This is a genomic window from Aliihoeflea sp. 2WW, assembly GCF_000497755.1.
In the GTDB taxonomy this organism is placed as follows: domain Bacteria; phylum Pseudomonadota; class Alphaproteobacteria; order Rhizobiales; family Rhizobiaceae; genus Aliihoeflea.
The window spans coordinates 196,850-213,662 of record NZ_AYOD01000015.1 but is presented as its reverse complement, the minus strand read 5'-3'; the positions used below and the strand labels follow the sequence as shown (position 1 = coordinate 213,662).

Below are 16,813 nucleotides of genomic sequence, written 5' to 3'. Positions count from 1 at the left end.
TGCCTGCAATCGAACCGTCGCTGCCATTGTCGGCGTCAGCAAGGCACTGTTTTGGCGAGGCGGTCAAGGCTGGCTTGCGGCCTTGTCGCAGGGCGACAGCCTGACGACATTGCCGGCGGTCGCCACGATCTGCGAAAGCTGCCGGCAGCGGCCGTCGCCGTCGCAAAGGGTCCAGTCGGCGCCTCGGCCGGCATCCGACAGGACGAGTTCGGGCAGGGGCGGCAGGTCCGGGCGATAATGCCAGGCTCCGTTCTTCAGGACCGCGCCTTGCGGGATCTCCATGCCGGCTCCGGTTCCCCTGACGACGGCTTCCTCCAGGACGAGGCCCTGCGGGCTCAGACGCCAGCGTTCGGACCATTCGATCTTCTCGACCGAATGATCCCAGGACAGCGTGAAGGTCTGGATCGCCAGGGCGACGAGCGTTCCCGCCGCCTCGACGCACAGGTTCATTCGGCCGGCGCCGCATTGCGGGCGGCGCGCGTGCGCCACCAGTGGAACGCGATCAGGGCGAAGCCGAGCGCGAAACCGACTTCGTCGGTGATAGGCAGGGCTAGCACCATGGTGAAGGCGGCGACCATCGCCCAGATACGCTCGAACCAGTTGAGCGGCGCGAGCAGGAAGCCGATCGCGGCCGCGCCCCACAAGGTGATGGAGAAGACGGTCTTCAAGGTGATGTAGGCGACCGCCGGCCAGAAGCCGATGGTGGCTTCCAGCGGCCCGCCGGACTGCATCATCAGCGCCGGCGAATAGACCGCCATGAACGGGATAACGAAGCCGGCCAGCGCGATCTTCACCGCCTGCATGCCGATCTTCATACCCGATTCCTTGGCGATCGGCGCGGCGGCGAAGGCAGCGAGCGCCACCGGCGGCGTCAGGTCGGCGAGGATGCCGAAATAGAACACGAACATGTGGCTGACGAGCAGCGGCACGCCGAGTTCGAGGAGGGCCGGCCCGGCGATCGATGAGGTGATGATGTAGTTCGGGATCGTCGGGATGCCCATGCCGAGGACGAGGCAGGTGAGCATGGTCAGGACGAGCGAGGCGAAGAGGCTCTGCTCGCCGATGCGCACGATGAAGGAGGCGAAGGTGGAGGCCGAGCCGGTCAGGCTGAGGACGCCGATGATGACGCCGACCATGGCGCAAGCGATGGCCACTGGGAGCGCATTCTTCGCGCCGTCGGCAAGGGCGTTGCGCGAGACGATGAGCGTTTCGCGCCCGCCCTTGACGAAGAAGTTGACGAGGATGAGCGCCGCGATCGTCCAGATAATGACGTTGACGCCATAGCGGAAGAAGGATGCGCAGACGAGGCCGAGCAGCACCCAGTAGAGATAGCGGATCGTCTGGTTCGGCAGGCCGCGCGCGATGGCGCCGCCGAGAATCAGGACCGCGGTCAGCGCAAGGCCCATCGTGCCGGCGAAGAGCGGGGTAAAGCCGGTGAAGAGCAGGTAGACGAGGACGCCGAGCGGGATGAGGAGATACCAACCGGCCTTGAGCGCTCCGAGCGCGCTCGGGGTCTGGTCCTTGCGCATTCCCAGAAGGTTGCGCTTGCCGGCCTCGAGATGGACCATCCAGAAGGCGGAGAAGAAATAGAGGCAGGCCGGGATGATCGCCGCGATGACGACCTGCGAATAGGGAATGTTCAGCGTCTCGGCCATGATGAAGGCGACGGCGCCCATGACGGGCGGCATGATCTGCCCGCCCATCGACGACACCGCCTCGACGCCGCCGGCGAAGGCGGGCTTGTAGCCAAAGCGCTTCATCAGCGGGATGGTGAACTGGCCGGTCGTCACGACATTCGCGACGCCGGAGCCGGAGATCGTGCCCATGAAGGCGGACGAGACGACCGCGACCTTGGCCGGGCCGCCCTTGGTGTGACCGACCATGCCGAGCGAGACGTCGGTGAAGAGCTTGATCATGCCCGCACGTTCCAGGAACGAGCCGAACAGGATGAACAGGAAGATGTAGCTCGACGACACGTAGACGGGCGTTCCGTAGATGCCCTCGGTGCCGAAGCCGAGCTGTCCGATCACCTGATCCCAGTCATAGCCGCGATGGGCGAGGACGCCCGGTGCGTATTCGCCGAACAGGCCGTAGAGCAGGAAGATGCCGGCGATGATCGGCAGGGCCGGGCCCATCAGGCGGCGCGTCGCCTCGAAGACGAGCACGATCAAGAGACCGCCGACGATCAGGTCCTGCGTCAGAAGGAAGCCGCCCTCGCGAAGGATCAGGTCGTTGTAGAACACCCAGTAATAGGCGCCGATGCCGAAGCCGACGATACCCATGGCCCAAAGGGTCGCCTTCTTGACGATGCCGCCGCCGGTGAGATTGGCGATCAGCGTGAAGCCGAGCAGCAGGACGAAGCCGACATGCATCGAGCGCACGACCTGGCTGGGGATGGCGTGGAAGGCCGCAACCCAGAGCTGGAAGACGGAAAAGGCGATCGCGATGCCGAAGACGATCGTGCCGGCACGACCGATGCCGAAGCCTGCGGGGAGGCCGTGCTCGGGATCGACGGGCGCGGCGGCCGTCGTCTCTGCGGCGGCGGCCATCGGCGCGTCGCCAAGCCTCTTTTCGGCCTCGCTGCCTGCCAGTTCGGTGTTCTTTGTCATCTTGGGTGACCTCTCCCCGTTGCAGGCAGCATGCCTGCTCCATCGAAAAATCCGCCGGCGGGCCGGTGCCCGCCAACGGATGTATCAAGTCCGGTTGTTATCGCGAGAGCGCGATCCTTACTGGATCAGGCCCTGCTCGCGGTAATAACGCTCGGCGCCCGGGTGCAGCGGCACCGGATTCTCGTCGACCGCGTTTTCCAGCGCGATGGCCGATGCGGCCGAGTGCGAGGAGACCATGCGGTCGAGGTTTTCGTAGAGAAGCTTCGTCATCTGGTAGGCGGTCTCTTCGGAGACGTCCTCGTGGGTCACGAGGTAGTTGATGACGGTCGCCGTCTGCACGTCTTCTTCCTGGCCGTTATAGGTGCCCGCCGGGATGATGCCGGGCGCATAGGGAGCGCCGATCGACTCGACCAGCTCTGCCGGGATTTCCACCACCGTCGTCGGGTTGGTCGTCGCAAGATCCTGGATCGAGGCGACGCCGAGGCCGGCGGACTGCAGCGTGGCGTTGAGCTGGCGATTCTTCATCAGCTCGACCGATTCGGCGAAGGGCAGGTACTGGACCTGGCCGAGATCCTCGTAGGTCATGTCGGCGGCTTCGAGAATGGCGCGGGTGTTGAGCTCGGTGCCGGATGCCGGGGCGCCGACCGAGAGCGTCTTGCCGCGCAGATCCTCGAGCGTGGTGATGCCGCTATCGGCGGTCGCGACGAGCTGGATGTAGTTGGGATAGATCGCGGCGATGCGGCGCAGCTTGGTCAGCGGCTCGCGGAAGCCGGCTTCCTCGTCGCCTTCCCAGCCCATGACGAGCGAGTCGCCCAGCGAGAAGCCGATCTCGCCGCGGCCCTGCTGCAGGAGGTTCAGGTTCTCGACCGACGCCTTGGTCGCCTGGACCTGCGTGCGCGAGCCTTCGATGCCCTCGCCATAGATCTCGGACAGCGCGACGCCGAGCGGATAATAGACGCCGGACGTGCCGCCGGTGAGGACGTTGATGAATTCCTGCGCCTTGGCGCCGGTCATGGCAACGCCGATGACGAGCGAAGCACCGACGAGGCGTGCGAGGGTCTTGGACGGACGATTGAGCATGGGCATTCCTCCCTGGAAAGTGTCTGTTCTTGTCGAAGTGTTATCTCAAGTGACGAGACCTGTTCGATAACCCCCCGGTGCGACAAGTCAAGCCGCAAGGGCGCCGATCTCGCCTATCGGCTGCCAGAGCAGGGCATTTTACAACCCGCGCGCGCAAGTCTCGCCCTTGCCAAAACCGGCTTCGGCTGGAAGGAAAGACAGCGATGACTGATGCCGCCCCGACTACCCGTCGCCCCCGCGCCCCGCTGCTCGCTCCGTTCTGCGGCGAGGCACCGCCCGCGCCGGAATGGTTCGTCGACGCGCTGGCGCAGGCGCCCGAACGTCGCGTCGTCACGGTCGACGGGGCGGCGATCGAGAACTTGGTCTGGGGCGTGCGGGGCCGTCGCGGGCTCGTCTTCCTTCATGGCAATGGCGCGCATGCCGACTGGTGGGATTTCGTCGCGCCGTTCTTTGCCGACCGCTTCCGCGTCGCTGCGCCTTCCTGGTCCGGAATGGGCCGGTCGGACTGGCGCGACGACTATTCCATCGACCAGCATGTCGACGAGGCGATGGCCGCGGCCGAGGATGCGGGCGTGTTCGAGCCTGCGGAAAAGCCCTTCATCGTCGCGCATTCCTTCGGCTCCCTGCCGGCGCTGCGCCTGGACGACCGGATGCCGGAACACTTTGCAGGCATGATCATCGTCGACCCGCCGCTTTTTTCCGAGGCGACGCGGGCGGCGCGCAAGCCCGCCGATCCAGATGCCTATCGCATCCACCGGGTCTATCCCCGCCTTGCCGAAGCTCTGGCGCGCTTTCGCTTCGCGCCCGAGCAGGCTTGCGAAAATCTCTTCATCGCCGATCACATCGCCCGGCATGGGCTCAAACAGGTCGAGGGCGGCTGGACGTGGCGCTTCGATCCGCGCCACTGGCGCCGTGGCCATCGCAAGCATGATTTCGACGCGATGTTCGCCGGTTCGCGGGTGCCGCTGGCATTGGTGCTCGGCGCCAATTCGGTGCTCTACAATTCTGACGATCTGGCACATCTCGACGCGCTGTGCGCGGCGACGTCGGGGCCGAAGACCGTGATCGCGAATGCCGCGCATCATGTGATGGTCGATCAGCCGCTGGCCTTCGTCGATGTGATGCGGGAGCAACTCGAAGCATTCGCCGCTGCGCCATAGTGCCGCCCGCCCTTTCGCGTGGCGCGCACATCGCGTATCAGCCGCGCTTGCACGCGCGCGAGGTTGCCCCCGGAATGATACGTCTCGAAAATATCAGCAAGCAGAACGGCAAGCAGATCGTCTTCATCGAGGCGTCGGCTGCGCTGCAGAAGGGTGAGAAGATCGGCCTCGTCGGCCCGAACGGGGCGGGCAAGACGACGCTCTTTCGCATGATCACCGGAGAGGAACAGGCCGATGAAGGCCAGGTCGCGATCGATCGCGGCGTCACGATCGGCTATTTCAGTCAGGATGTCGGCGACATGGCCGGCAAGAGCGCGGTGGCGGAGGTGATCGACGGCGTCGGACCGGTGAGCGCGCTCGCCGCCGAGATGGCCGAACTCGAAGCCGCGATGGGCGACCCCGACCGGGCCGACGAGATGGATGAGATCATCACCCGCTATGGCGAGGTGCAGGGAAGGTTCGACGAGTTGGATGGTTACGCGCTCGATGGGCGCGCGCGCGAAGTGCTGGGTGGGCTCGGCTTTTCGTCGGAGATGATGGACGGCGACGTCGGCAAGCTTTCGGGCGGCTGGAAGATGCGCGTCGCGCTCGCGAAAATTCTTCTCATGCGGCCCGACGTGATGCTGCTCGACGAACCGAGCAACCATCTCGACCTCGAAAGCCTGATCTGGCTCGAAGCCTTCCTGCAGGGCTTCGACGGCGCGCTGTTGATGACGTCGCACGACCGCGAGTTCATGAACCGCATCGTCAACAAGATCGTCGAGATCGATGCCGGCTCGCTGACTTCCTATTCCGGCGACTACGCGTTCTACCAGGAGCAGCGCGCGCTGACAGACTTGCAGCAGCAGGCGCAGTTCGAGCGGCAGCAGGCGATGCTGGCGAAGGAGATCGCCTTCATCGAGCGCTTCAAGGCGCGCGCCAGCCATGCCGCGCAGGTGCAGAGCCGGGTCAAGAAGCTCGACAAGATCGACAAGGTCGAGCCGCCGAAGCGCCGCCAGACGGTGCGCTTCGAATTCCAGCCGGCGCCGCGCTCGGGCGAGGACGTCGCGACGCTGAAGAACGTTTCCAAGAGCTATGGCAGCCGGACAATCTATGACGGGCTCGACTTCCAGGTGCGCCGGCGTGAGCGCTGGTGCGTGATGGGCATAAACGGGGCGGGAAAGTCCACGCTCCTGAAGCTCGTCACCGGCACGGCCGATCCGGACAATGGTTCGGTGGCGCGCGGACCGAGCGTGAAGATGGGCTATTTCGCGCAGCACGCGATGGAAGTGCTCGACGGCGAGCGCACCGTGCTGCAATCGCTGGAGGATTCGTTCCCGCAGGCGGGGCAGGCGCCGCTGCGCGCGCTTGCCGGCTGTTTCGGTTTTTCCGGCGACGAGATCGAGAAGAAGTGCCGCGTGCTTTCGGGCGGCGAGAAGGCGCGGCTGGTGATGGCGAAGATGCTCTTCGATCCGCCGAATTTCCTCGTTCTCGACGAGCCGACCAACCATCTCGACATCGCGACCAAGGAGATGCTGATCGCCGCGCTCCAGCAGTACGAAGGCACGATGCTGTTCGTCAGCCACGATCGGCATTTCCTCGCGGCGCTGTCGAACCGGGTTCTGGAACTGACCGAGGATGGCATCCGCACCTATGGCGGTGGCTACACCGAATACGTCGCCAGCACCGGGCAGGAAGCGCCCGGCTTGCGCAGCTAAAGCGACTTTGCGGCGACGCGTAGGGCGTCGAGGAGTTCGGCCTGCAAAGTGGTCGGCTTCCAGCCCTGCCGGGTGGCAATGCCGATCGGGCGCGCGGTGGCTGGCAAAGCGAGTTGCAGCGGCACCAGAAGGCCGGAGTTCTCCTCGTAGGCGATCTGGCGGCGCGACATCAGCGTCAGCCGGTCGGAATTGACGAGGAGACCGCGCAGCGCGACCAGCGAGCCGGTCTCGACCAAGCCGCTGCCGCATTGCGCGAGGCCGTGCCGCGCCGACAATTCGTCGAAGATCGCGCGGGTGGGCGTGCCCTTGCGCGGCAATATCCATGGATAGGCGCGAAGGTCTTCGAATTTGAGTTCGGGCCGCGTGGCGAGCGGGTGACCGGCGCGGACCACGACCGACAGCGGATCGTCGAAGAGCGCCTCCTGCGCGATGCCCTTTGCTTCGGAAGCCGGGCGCAGGGCGCCGACCAGCATGTCGATCTCGCCGATGGCGAGCGCATGGGCGAGCGTGTCGTAGGAACCATCGACGATTTCGATGGACGCGGCGGGGCGGCGGTTGGTCCATGCGACGATCGCCTCCGGCACGATGCGCGTGCGGGCGAAGGGCAGGGTGCCGATGACGACGCGGCCGGTGAAGCGGCCGTCGAGTTCGCGGGCGTCTTCCAATGCGTTTTCGAGTTCGCGCAGCACGAGGCTGGCCGCGCGTGCGAGCATGGTGCCGGTGGCAGTCAGGCGGATCGAGTTCTGCCGACCTTCGAAGAGCGGGACCGTGCCGATGCGTTCCAGCTCGCGCGCGGCGCGCTGGACCGAGGGCTCGGCCTGTTCCAGGCGGCGGGCGGCGGCGGTGAAGCTGCTGGTCGAGGCGAAGGCGGCGACGGCACGCAGATGTGCGATGGTTGCGTGGGTTTCCAGGAGGTCGATCGCCAAGGCGCGGCCGATGGAGGCGTGGCGCGCAAGGCGCTCGTTGGCTTCGCGCAACAGCGACAGGGCGCGCGCGGCGCGCTCGGTCAGAAGCCGGCCGCGCTCGGTGACGAACACGCCGGAGCCTCGCCGCTCGAAAAGCGCACCGCCGAACTGGCCTTCGAGCTTGGCGATGGCCTGCGAGGCGGCGGGTTGCGACACGCGAACGGCTTCGGCCGCGCGGGTCAGCGAGTTGGTTTCGGCGGCGAACTGGAAAAGCCGGACATGGCGCAGGTTTGGGTAGGACGACATGGCGCGGATTTAGGCAGGTGCCGTGCCGTTTGGGAAGTGGCTCAGTCGTAGACCAATCCGTCGAAGAGCTTGCGCGCGGTTCGAAGGACGCCCGCTTCGGCCAGATTGCCGTCGTCGTCGAGGCTCGCCGTGACGGTGAATTCGCCGGTTGGGTGCTCGATGGAAATGAGCATGTCGCGCGCGCGCTGGAGCTTCGCGATCCTCGCCGCCGGGCCGGCTTCGAGCAGGCAGGCGGTGGCGACGCTGACGGCACCCAGGACGCCGATCGCCTGATGGCAGACATGGGGGATGAAGGTGCGGGTGGAGACGGCGCCGCCGGCCTGCGCGGCGCTGACGAGCGTCATCTTTGGCACGGATTTTTCCGTGACGTCGTCGAGATTCATCAATGGCCCGGCCTTCAGCCGGATCGCTTCGATGCGCGCCTTCAGTTCGGCATCGGCGTTGAGATCGGCCGGTGTTTCCGTGCCGGTGAGGCCGAAATCGGCGGCCGCCATGACGACGCAGGGCATGCCGTTGTCGATCAAGGTGACGTCAACGCCGTCGATCGTGTCGACATCGTTGCCGGTCGGCAGGAGCGCGCCACAGGATGAACCGGCGGTGTCCTTGAAGACGATGGGAATGGGCGCCGCCGTGCCGGGGACGCCGTCGATGCGGGCGTCGCCGGCATAAGTGACGTGGCCATCCGGCGTCCAGACGGTCGCGACGGCGATCTGGCCGGTGTTTTCCATGAAGATGCGCACCCGCGTCTCGCCGTCTCCGGCCGCGACGAGGCCGCGCTCGATGGCGAAGGGGCCGATGCCGGCGAGGATGTTGCCGCAGTTCTGCGCGTCGGTGACGATGGGTTTGTCGACAAAAACCTGCAGGAAGAGATAGTCGACATCGACATCCGGCCGATCGGATTTCGAGACGATTGCGACCTTGGAGGTGAGCGGGTCGGCACCGCCGAGACCGTCGATCTGGCGCGGGTCGGGCGAGCCCATGACGCGCAGGAGAAACGCATCGCGTGCGGCTGCGTCAGGAGGCAGGTCGTCCTTGAGGAAATAGCCGCCCTTCGACGTGCCGCCGCGCATCCACATGGCGCGAATACCGTTCGTCATCACAACGCGTCCACGGTACGCGGGAAGATCGACTGGAAGCCTTCGGCATATTTCGCCTCGCGTCCGCCGGCCTGGCCGCCGGAGTTGCGCCGGAACTGGTTGGCGCGGTTTTCGGCGACGTTTGTGTAGTAGTCCCAAAGGTGCTGCTGGCCTTCCATGCACTCGATGGCGGCCTTCTTCTTTTCCCAGACCGGCGTGATGTCGAGGATCGTGTCGGGCTTCCAGGCGCATTGCTCGGTCTGGTGCGGCTCGAACAGATAAAGCTGCGGCGCGCCGAGCACCTTCTCGCCGGGATTATGGCCCCAGGCCTGCGCGATCATCCGGCATTCGAGCGCGACGCGCGTCGCGTAGGGATGGTCGGTGTTGTAGGGATCGTCCATCGAGTGCGACAGCATGAAGTCCGGCTGGACCTTGCGGATGACGTCCACGAGGCGGAATTTCGCATCGCGGTCGAGTTCGAGCGGATAGTCGCCGCAATCGAAGAACTGGATGTCGGCTGCGCCGAGCGCGCCGGCGGCGGCTTCGGCCTCCTTGCGCCGGGCGGCCTTGACGCCTTCGAGCGTGGCACCGGCGTTCTTCCAGAGTTTCGCACTTTCGCCGCGCTCGCCATAGGAGAGGCAGACGATGGTGACGTCGATGCCCTTTTCGGCGTGGAGCGCGATCGCGCCGCCGCAGCGCCAGACGAAATCGGCCGAGTGGGCGCTGATGACGAGGGCGGTGCTCATGGGTTCGTGCCTCCTTTGGCGACGGGCGGCGTGCCGTGGGTGTGGAAGGATTCGATCGTCTTCAGGCCCCAGGCCTGGCCCTTCTTCCGCTCGGCCTCGGTCCACACGATCGTCTGCCAGTCGGGGTCGAGGACGAGCCGGGCTCCGGCATTGGCGATCTCGATGCGGTTGCCGGCCGGCTCGTAGACATAGAGGAAATAGGTGCCCTGGATGGCGTGGCGGTGCGGGCCGGTCTCGATGAAGACGCCGTTTTCGAGGAAGATGTCGGCGGCCCGCAAGATGTCGTCGCGGTGGTCGGCGGCATAGGTCAGGTGGTGGAAGCGGCCGCGCGTGCCGGAATGATCTTCCGTGCAGGCCATGTCGTAGCCCTTGTTGTTGACCGTGAACCAGCAGCCGCCAATGCGGCCATTGTCGAGCTGGATCATCTCGGTCACGCGGCTGCCGAGCGCCTCGACCATGAAGTCGCGGATCTTCGACACGTCGGTCGCCAGAAGATTGAAATGGTCGATGCGGCGCGGCGCGGCGCCGCGGCCATGGAAGCGTTGCGCGACGTTCTTGAGGGCGGGACGTTCGGCTTCAGGCGCCTGGTATTTGTGCGTGTCCCAGTAGAGTTCGAAGACGTGTCCGTCGGGACTGTTGAAGCGGTAGGAGCGGCCGTGGCCGAGGTCGCCGTCGGTCCAGCCGATGCCGAGGCCCATCTTCTCGATGACGGCGACCCGTCGCTCGAGCGCGGCCTGTGACGAGGTGCGGTAGGCGCAGTGGGCCATACCGGTGGTGTTCGACGCCGTCAGCTTGAGGGAATGGAACTCGTAGTCGTCCCAAGCGCGCAGATAGACGGAGTCGCCTTCGCGGCCGGCTTCCGTCAGGCCGTAGACATTGACGAAGAAATCGAGGCTTTCCTCGAATTTGTCGGTCAGGAGTTCGACATGGCCGAGATGGGCGACGTCGAAGCAGGGTTCACTCATGTTCATGCCTTTCGGGATGCCGCGTCGTCGACATCGAGATTCATGCCGACATAGCGGTCGAGCGTCGCGCGGTCGGCGAGGAGCGCCTGCGACTTCGCGCGATGGGCGACCGTGCCGCGTTCGATGACGAGGGCGTCCTCCGTCAGCGCGAGCGCGACGTCGGCGTGCTGTTCGACGAGGACGAGCGCCATGCCCTCATTCTGCGCCATGGCGCGGATGGCGGCGGTGAGTTCCTCGACGATGATCGGCGCGAGGCCCTCCAGTGGTTCGTCGAGCAGGAGAACGGCGGGGTTTGTCATCAGTGTGCGGCCGATGGTGAGCATCTGCTGCTCGCCGCCGGAGAGCTGGTTGCCCATGTTGGCGCGCCGTTCCTTGAGGCGGGGGAAGAGTTCCCAGATGGCGTCGAGCGTCCAGCGGCCGGAGCGGGCGGCGACGGTCAGGTTCTCCTCGACGGAGAGCGAGGGGAAGATGTCACGCTCCTGCGGCACCCAGCCGAGACCGAGCCGGGCGCGCTTGTGCGAGGGCAGGCGCGAGACGTCCTGGCCGCGGAAATGGATGCTGCCGCGGGCAAGCGGCAGGAAACCCATTGCGGTCAGGATCATCGTCGTCTTGCCGACGCCGTTGCGCCCGAGAAGCGCAAGGCTGCCGCCCTCCGGCACCGCGAAGGAGACATGGTCGAGCACGATGCCGGACCCATAGCCGGCACTGACGTCCCGGAATTCGAGAATCGGCTCAGCCATGGGCGCCGTGCCCCAGATAGACGTCGCGCACGCGCGCATCGGTGCGGATGTTCGCCGTCGTGTTGTCGACGAGCACGCCGCCGCTGACCAGGACGATGATGCGGGTGGCGAAGCGGAAGACGATATTCATGTCGTGCTCGATGAAGAGCACCGAAATGTCCTCCGGCAGGCCGGCGATGACCGAAAAGAGCATCGCGCTCTCGTCCTTCGGGACGCCGGCGGCAGGCTCGTCGAGGAGCAGGACCTTGGGGCGCGTGGCGAGCGCGAGCGCGATTTCCAGCAGGCGCTGCTGGCCATAGGCCAGGGTGCGCGTCGGCTGGGTCGCGACGTCGGCGAGGCGAAGGCGCGTCAGGATTTCGAACGCCTCGTCGATCGCCTCGGTCTGTGTCGACAGGCGGCGCCAGAACTGGCCCGCGACGGCCTCGCGTTCGCTGACAGCGAGCGTGACTGCCTCGATCGGCGTCAGCTCGGGAAAGAGGGTGTTGATCTGGAAGGTGCGGGCGAGGCCCTTGCGCACCCGGGCTGCGGCGGGCGTGGCCGTGACGTCGTCGCCGGCAAGCTCGATGGTGCCCGCATCCGGCTTGAGGCGGCCGGTGATGAGATTGATCAGCGTCGTCTTGCCGGCACCGTTGGGGCCGATCAACGCATAGCGGCAGCCGCGCGGCAGCGTCAGCGAGACGTCGCGTGCGACCTGCAATGCGCCGAAATTCTTACGCAGCGCATTTGTCCGCAGCATGATCGGCTGTTGGTCCGCCATCAGTCGCGCCTTCCCGTCAGCTTCGCCAGGAAGCCCAAAATGCCCTTCGGCATGAAGAGCACGACGACCATCAAGAGGAGGCCGATCCAGAAGTACCAGTATTGCGGATTGACGCCGGCAAGCTGGTCGCGGGCGACGAGGAAGATGATCGCACCGAGAATGGCGCCGTAGAGCCGGCCGGTGCCGCCGAGAATAAGCATGACCACCACGTCGGCCGAGCGCTGGAAGCTCAGGACGTCGAGGCCGACCGTGTTGGTCGTCTGCGTCAGCAGCCCGCCGGCGACGCCCGCCAGCGCGGCCGAGATCGTGTAGATCTTGCGCAGGTGCCAGGAATGATCCGAGCCGATCGCCGGCATGCGGGTGACGTTCTCGCGGATGCCGCGCAGCGCGAGGCCGAAGGAGGAGTTGACGATGGTGCGGCTGACGAGGAAGCCGAGGAAGAGCACGATCAGCGAGTAGGTATAGGCGGTGTAGCCCCAAAGATCGAATCGGAAAGTGCCGACGATCTGCCACATGCTGACACCGCGCAGGCCGTCCGTCCCGCCGGTCAACCATGTCATCGCGTTTGCCAGTTCGTAGGCGAGGAAGCCGAGGCCGAGCGTGACCATGATCAGGGCGAGGTGCTGGACACGTACGATCAGGTAACTCGCCACGAAGCCGACGAGGCCCGCGACCGCGCCGGCCAACAGCAGGCCGGAGATCGGCTCACCCCAGCCGAGCCGGGCGCTGAGAAGCCCGACCGTATAGGCGCCGAGACCGAAGAACAGCGCATGGCCGAGCGTCACGATGCCGGCATAGCCGAGGATCAGGTCGACGGAGATCGCGAACAGGGCGGCGATGGCGACCTGGCTCGCCAGGGTCAGGTAGGTGGGGAACAGGAAGAAGGGCAGGAGCGTCGCCAGCCAGAAGACGACTTCGAACCAGGACCAGCGGCTCTGGCGGGCGAGCCAGGCATGCGGGGCGGCGGTAGGGGCGAGGGGCGTCATGGGTGGCTGCCTGTGGGAGAAGGAAGCCGGCAGCGTCGAGCCTTACGAGTACCCCCACCCCATACCCCTCCCCACAAGTGGGAGGGGGGCGTCATCGTCTCAGAATCCCCCTCCCCCTTGTGGGGAGGGGTATGGGGTGGGGATATGAAGCGCGCTGACGATGCCATCTCCCTCACCGCCTCCCGAACAGGCCAAGTGGCCGCCACAAGAGGACGGCGACGAGGATCAGGTAGATCAGGAAGGAGCCGATCTCGGGGACGAAATACTTGCCGGCGACGTCGCCGATGCCGAGCAATGCGGCGCCGACGAAGGAGCCGGTGATGGAGCCGAGGCCGCCGACCGAGACCACGATCAGGACGTAGACGAGGTAGTGGAAGGCGAAGGACGGGTCGAGGCCGACGATCTCGATCGCCAGCGCGCCCCCGAGGCCGGCGAGGCCGCTGCCGAGCGCGAAGGTGATGCCGAAGATCTGCTCGACATTGAGGCCGAGGCCCTGCGCCACGCGCTGGTTGTCGACGGCGGCGCGGATCTGTGCGCCGAGGCGCGTGCGCTCGATGCCGAAGACGAGGAGCGCGGTGATGGCGAGCGCGATTGCGATGAGGAAGAGACGATAGGTGCCGAAGCGGATGCCGCCGATCTCGACCGTGCCGCGCAGCCAGGCGGGCAGGCGGATCGGCTGCTGCACCGTGCCGAAGAAATAGGTCGCGACCGCCGTCGCCACGAAGACGATGCCGATGGTGAACAGGACCTGGTTGAGTTCGCCGGCCCGGTAGAGCCGGCGAAAAAGCGTGCGTTCGATGACGATGCTCAACGCCGCGGCCGCCAGAAAGGCTGCGGGGAGAGCGACGATGAAGGGAAGGCCGAGTTGGCGCATGACGAGCACGGTGACGTAGCCGCCGAGCATGCCGAACGCGCCGTGCGCCAGGTTGATGAAATTCATCATGCCCAGCGTCACCGACAGGCCCACCGACAGGACGAACAAAAGCATCCCGAAGGCGAACCCGTCGAAGAGGACGATGACGAGGTTGCTCATCTACGCGCCGGCCCGGTCCGTGATCGCTTTACTGCGTGCCGTGCAGCGGGTCCTTCACGTCCGGGATTTCGTGGATGATCACGTTCTGCAATTCGCCATCGACCTCCTGCACTTCGCGAATATAGACCGTCTGAACGACGTCGCGCGTCTCGGGATCGATCGACATGGGCCCGCGCGGGCTGTCCCACGCCATGCCCTTCGCGGCCTCGATCAGCGCATCGCCGGAGGTGTCGCCTTCGGTCTTCTTCAGCGCCTCGTAGATCAGGTGCATGCCATCATAGCCGCCGATCGAGAACAGGTCGGGCGAGCGACCGCCATTGGCTTCACGATAGGCCTCGCGGAACTCGTTGTTCAGCGGATCGTCGCGCTCGAGCGAGTAGTGGTAGGTCGTGATGATGCCCTTGGCGGTGTCGCCCATGCTTTCGAGCGCCTCGGGGTGGGTGAGTTCGCCCTGCGCGAAGATCTTGGTGTCCGGCGGAGCAAGACCACGGTCCGACAGAGCCTTGCCGATTGCGGCCGGCTGCGCGCCGCCCGGAACGAAGATGTAGACGGCTTCGGGATTGGCGTCACGCACGCGCTGGACGAACGCCGAAAAGTCGGGATTCGCGACCGGGGTGCGGTCGGCGCCGACGATCGTGCCGCCCGCTTCCGTGAAGCCTGCGGCGAAGGCCTTTTCGGCATCATGGCCCGGGCCGTAATCGGCGACGAGCGTATAGGCTTCCTTGACGCCGGATTCGAACGCCCACTGGCCGAACGCGGTGTTCAACTGCGGGATCGTCACGCCGGTGCGCACGATGTAGTCCGACTGTTCGACGACGATCGAGGTGGCCGCGTTCATGACGACCATCAGCTTCTGCGCTTCGGTCGCGATCGGGGCGGCGCCGAGGGCCTCCGGCGTCAGCGCGAAGCCGGCGATGATGTCGACGCCGTCACGCACGACCAGTTCCTGTGCCAGGCGCTGGGCGACATCCGGGGCCGGGCCGCCGGTGTCCTTCTTGACCAGTTCGATGGTCTTTCCGGCGACCTCGCTGCCGTGCTTGGCGATGTAGAGGTCGATGCCGGCCTGCAACTGGTTGGCGGCGTCCGCGAACGGGCCCGAATAGGGCAGGATGACGCCGATCTTGACGGTTTCCTGCGCTCCGGCGTGCACCGACCACGACAGGCCGGCGGCCAGAATCGTGGCGAACATCATCTTCGTCTTCATTCTTTTTTCCTCCCTTGGGCCGGCCGCGAGGCGCGGCCACCGGACCCCAGTTTCGGCGTATCGGGGAAGGTCTGCAACCGCCAATCGAAAGGCAGGCCGGCGGCATAAGCTTTGCCTACAGGACGTTGTGTGCCCGCGATCAGCTCGCCCGCGTGCGCCAGCTATCGACGTAGTTTTCGCGCGCCTCGCGGGCATAGGGGACGGGCGAGACGCGGACACGGATTTCAGCCTGTTTATGGCGCTCCGTCGAGGTCTTGCCGGTGCCGCCATCGGGCTCGCCCCAGACGAGCGTCAGCACGTCGCCGACATTCACGCTCTGGTCGACCATGCCGAGCGAAAGCATGGCGCGCTCATTGAAGGAATAGCCGTTGAACATGGACAGGCCGACGAGCTTGCCGTCCTTTTCAACCCTGTCGAAGGAGGAGGAGGCGTAGTTCGGCTGCGGCAGGTCGATCCACTTGTAGTTCTCCTCGCCGTTGCGGAAGCTCGAATGGATGATCTTCATCACATCCTCATCGTTCCACTCGAAGGTGACCTTCTTGCGCTGCGCCTTGGCGTCCATCTTCTCCAGCGCCGCGCGACCGACGAAGTCGTGGTCGAACTTCACGTAGAAGCCGTAACCGAGCTCGTATGGCGTGGTGTAGTAGTCTTCGATATCGTCAGAGACGTAGGAGCCGCCGATCGATCCGGTCGCCTCGTAGCCATTGGCGGGCAGCCATTCGCGATAGGCGCGCATCTCGTCGCCGGAATAGATGGCGGGCAGGGGCGAGGGAATCCAGCCGGATTCGAGCGTGTTGGTCGAATAGGCGCGGCTGCCGACCTGGTAGAGGTCATGGCCCTTGCCGGCCTCGATGATGGCGGCCTGGATCTCGTCCTTCTCTTCGTACGGCCCCCAGATTTCCAGCCCCGGCGCGCCGGCCATGCCGTGGCGCAGCGCACGCACCTTGCGGCCGGCGATGGTGATGCGGTCCATGTTGAAGAACTTGATCTCGGGGATCGGCCCTCCATTCAGCTTTTCGAGGATCGCGGTGGCGTTCGGGCCCTGGATCTGGAAACGGTAGTGGCGCCGGTCGACTTTCTTGCCATCGGGGCGCGAGGGCGAGCGGTCGTCGCGGGTGACCGTGACGTCGTGCTTGCCGAGCGAGGCATTGTACTCGACCCAGTTGACGGTCGGCGCGCGGCCGACGAGCAGATACTGATTCTCGTCGAGGTGGAAGAGGATGACGTCGCCGATGACGTGACCGGACGGACCGACCGGCACGTAGTGCTTCGCCTTGTCGACGGAGAAGCCCTTGAAGGAGTTGATCGACAGGCTTTCGAGGAAGGCGCCGGCATCCGGGCCTTCCACCATCAGCTCGGCCATGTGGTGCGACTGGTCGAAGAGCACCGCGCTGTCGCGCCAGGCGCGCTGTTCGTCGCGCCAGTTGGTGAACTCGGCGGCGACGACCGGATAGACATACATGCCGATCTTCGAATTGCGCAGAAGGCCGACCGTGTCGCCGCTCTGCCGCAGCACGTCTTCGAGATTGCGCGCGCCCATTGGTCTTTC

Annotated in this window: 15 protein-coding genes; 2 read left to right on the top strand and 13 right to left on the bottom strand. The window is 65.7% G+C overall.

The genetic code is table 11. The features are described from left to right. Window positions 1-63: 63 nt before the first annotated feature. From ALII_RS0110005 to ALII_RS0109995, 3 genes are all read right to left on the bottom strand, one after another. Window positions 64-450, bottom strand: a complete 387-nt coding sequence (locus tag ALII_RS0110005; protein ID WP_024587185.1) for a DUF1850 domain-containing protein — start codon at window positions 448-450, stop codon at window positions 64-66. After that, window positions 447-2,549, bottom strand: coding sequence for a TRAP transporter permease (locus ALII_RS0110000; RefSeq protein ID WP_024587184.1), 2,103 nt, complete (start codon window positions 2,547-2,549; stop codon window positions 447-449). Before ALII_RS0110000 ends, ALII_RS0110005 begins: the two co-directional genes overlap by 4 nt. 177 nt (window positions 2,550-2,726) lie before the next feature. Beyond that, window positions 2,727-3,689: a TAXI family TRAP transporter solute-binding subunit gene (locus tag ALII_RS0109995; RefSeq protein WP_024587183.1), complete on the bottom strand. Its 963-nt coding sequence runs from the start codon at window positions 3,687-3,689 to the stop codon at window positions 2,727-2,729. A 203-nt stretch (window positions 3,690-3,892) separates the two neighbouring features. Between ALII_RS0109995 and ALII_RS0109990 the strand changes: the two genes are divergently transcribed. Both ALII_RS0109990 and ALII_RS0109985 read left to right on the top strand, forming a co-directional pair. Then, complete coding sequence (locus ALII_RS0109990; protein ID WP_024587182.1) at window positions 3,893-4,849, top strand: alpha/beta hydrolase; 957 nt, start codon at window positions 3,893-3,895, stop codon at window positions 4,847-4,849. A 74-nt stretch (window positions 4,850-4,923) separates the two neighbouring features. Continuing rightward, window positions 4,924-6,546, top strand: a complete 1,623-nt coding sequence (locus ALII_RS0109985; RefSeq protein WP_024587181.1) for an ABC-F family ATP-binding cassette domain-containing protein — start codon at window positions 4,924-4,926, stop codon at window positions 6,544-6,546. Here the strand turns inward: ALII_RS0109985 and ALII_RS0109980 are convergent. From ALII_RS0109980 to ALII_RS0109935, 10 genes are all read right to left on the bottom strand, one after another. Continuing rightward, a complete protein-coding gene (locus tag ALII_RS0109980; RefSeq protein ID WP_024587180.1) occupies window positions 6,543-7,757 on the bottom strand; it encodes a LysR family transcriptional regulator in 1,215 nt (404 codons plus the stop codon). The two genes, ALII_RS0109985 and ALII_RS0109980, sit on opposite strands and share 4 nt — an antisense overlap. A 41-nt stretch (window positions 7,758-7,798) precedes the next feature. After that, a complete protein-coding gene (locus ALII_RS0109975; protein ID WP_201767716.1) occupies window positions 7,799-8,857 on the bottom strand; it encodes a 4-oxalomesaconate tautomerase in 1,059 nt (352 codons plus the stop codon). Continuing rightward, complete coding sequence (locus ALII_RS0109970) at window positions 8,854-9,579, bottom strand: PIG-L deacetylase family protein (protein WP_024587178.1); 726 nt, start codon at window positions 9,577-9,579, stop codon at window positions 8,854-8,856. Before ALII_RS0109970 ends, ALII_RS0109975 begins: the two co-directional genes overlap by 4 nt. Then, on the bottom strand, window positions 9,576-10,544 hold the full coding sequence (locus ALII_RS0109965) for a catechol 2,3-dioxygenase (protein WP_024587177.1): 969 nt from the start codon (window positions 10,542-10,544) through the stop codon (window positions 9,576-9,578). The genes ALII_RS0109970 and ALII_RS0109965 overlap by 4 nt, the downstream gene beginning before the upstream one ends. Before the next feature lie 2 nt (window positions 10,545-10,546). After that, the gene (locus ALII_RS0109960; RefSeq protein ID WP_024587176.1) at window positions 10,547-11,284 is read right to left on the bottom strand and encodes an ABC transporter ATP-binding protein; all 738 of its coding nucleotides are present in this window, start codon (window positions 11,282-11,284) and stop codon (window positions 10,547-10,549) included. Then, window positions 11,277-12,041, bottom strand: coding sequence for an ABC transporter ATP-binding protein (locus ALII_RS0109955; protein ID WP_024587175.1), 765 nt, complete (start codon window positions 12,039-12,041; stop codon window positions 11,277-11,279). The genes ALII_RS0109960 and ALII_RS0109955 overlap by 8 nt, the downstream gene beginning before the upstream one ends. After that, window positions 12,041-13,027, bottom strand: a complete 987-nt coding sequence (locus ALII_RS0109950; protein WP_024587174.1) for a branched-chain amino acid ABC transporter permease — start codon at window positions 13,025-13,027, stop codon at window positions 12,041-12,043. Before ALII_RS0109950 ends, ALII_RS0109955 begins: the two co-directional genes overlap by 1 nt. 172 nt (window positions 13,028-13,199) lie before the next feature. Continuing rightward, window positions 13,200-14,060 (bottom strand): branched-chain amino acid ABC transporter permease, encoded by an 861-nt coding sequence (locus tag ALII_RS0109945; RefSeq protein ID WP_024587173.1) that lies wholly within the window; start codon window positions 14,058-14,060, stop codon window positions 13,200-13,202. Between the two features lie 28 nt (window positions 14,061-14,088). Then, window positions 14,089-15,264: an ABC transporter substrate-binding protein gene (locus ALII_RS0109940; RefSeq protein WP_024587172.1), complete on the bottom strand. Its 1,176-nt coding sequence runs from the start codon at window positions 15,262-15,264 to the stop codon at window positions 14,089-14,091. A gap of 139 nt (window positions 15,265-15,403) precedes the next feature. Continuing rightward, a complete protein-coding gene (locus ALII_RS0109935) occupies window positions 15,404-16,804 on the bottom strand; it encodes an aminomethyltransferase family protein (RefSeq protein ID WP_024587171.1) in 1,401 nt (466 codons plus the stop codon). Window positions 16,805-16,813 lie beyond the last annotated feature (9 nt).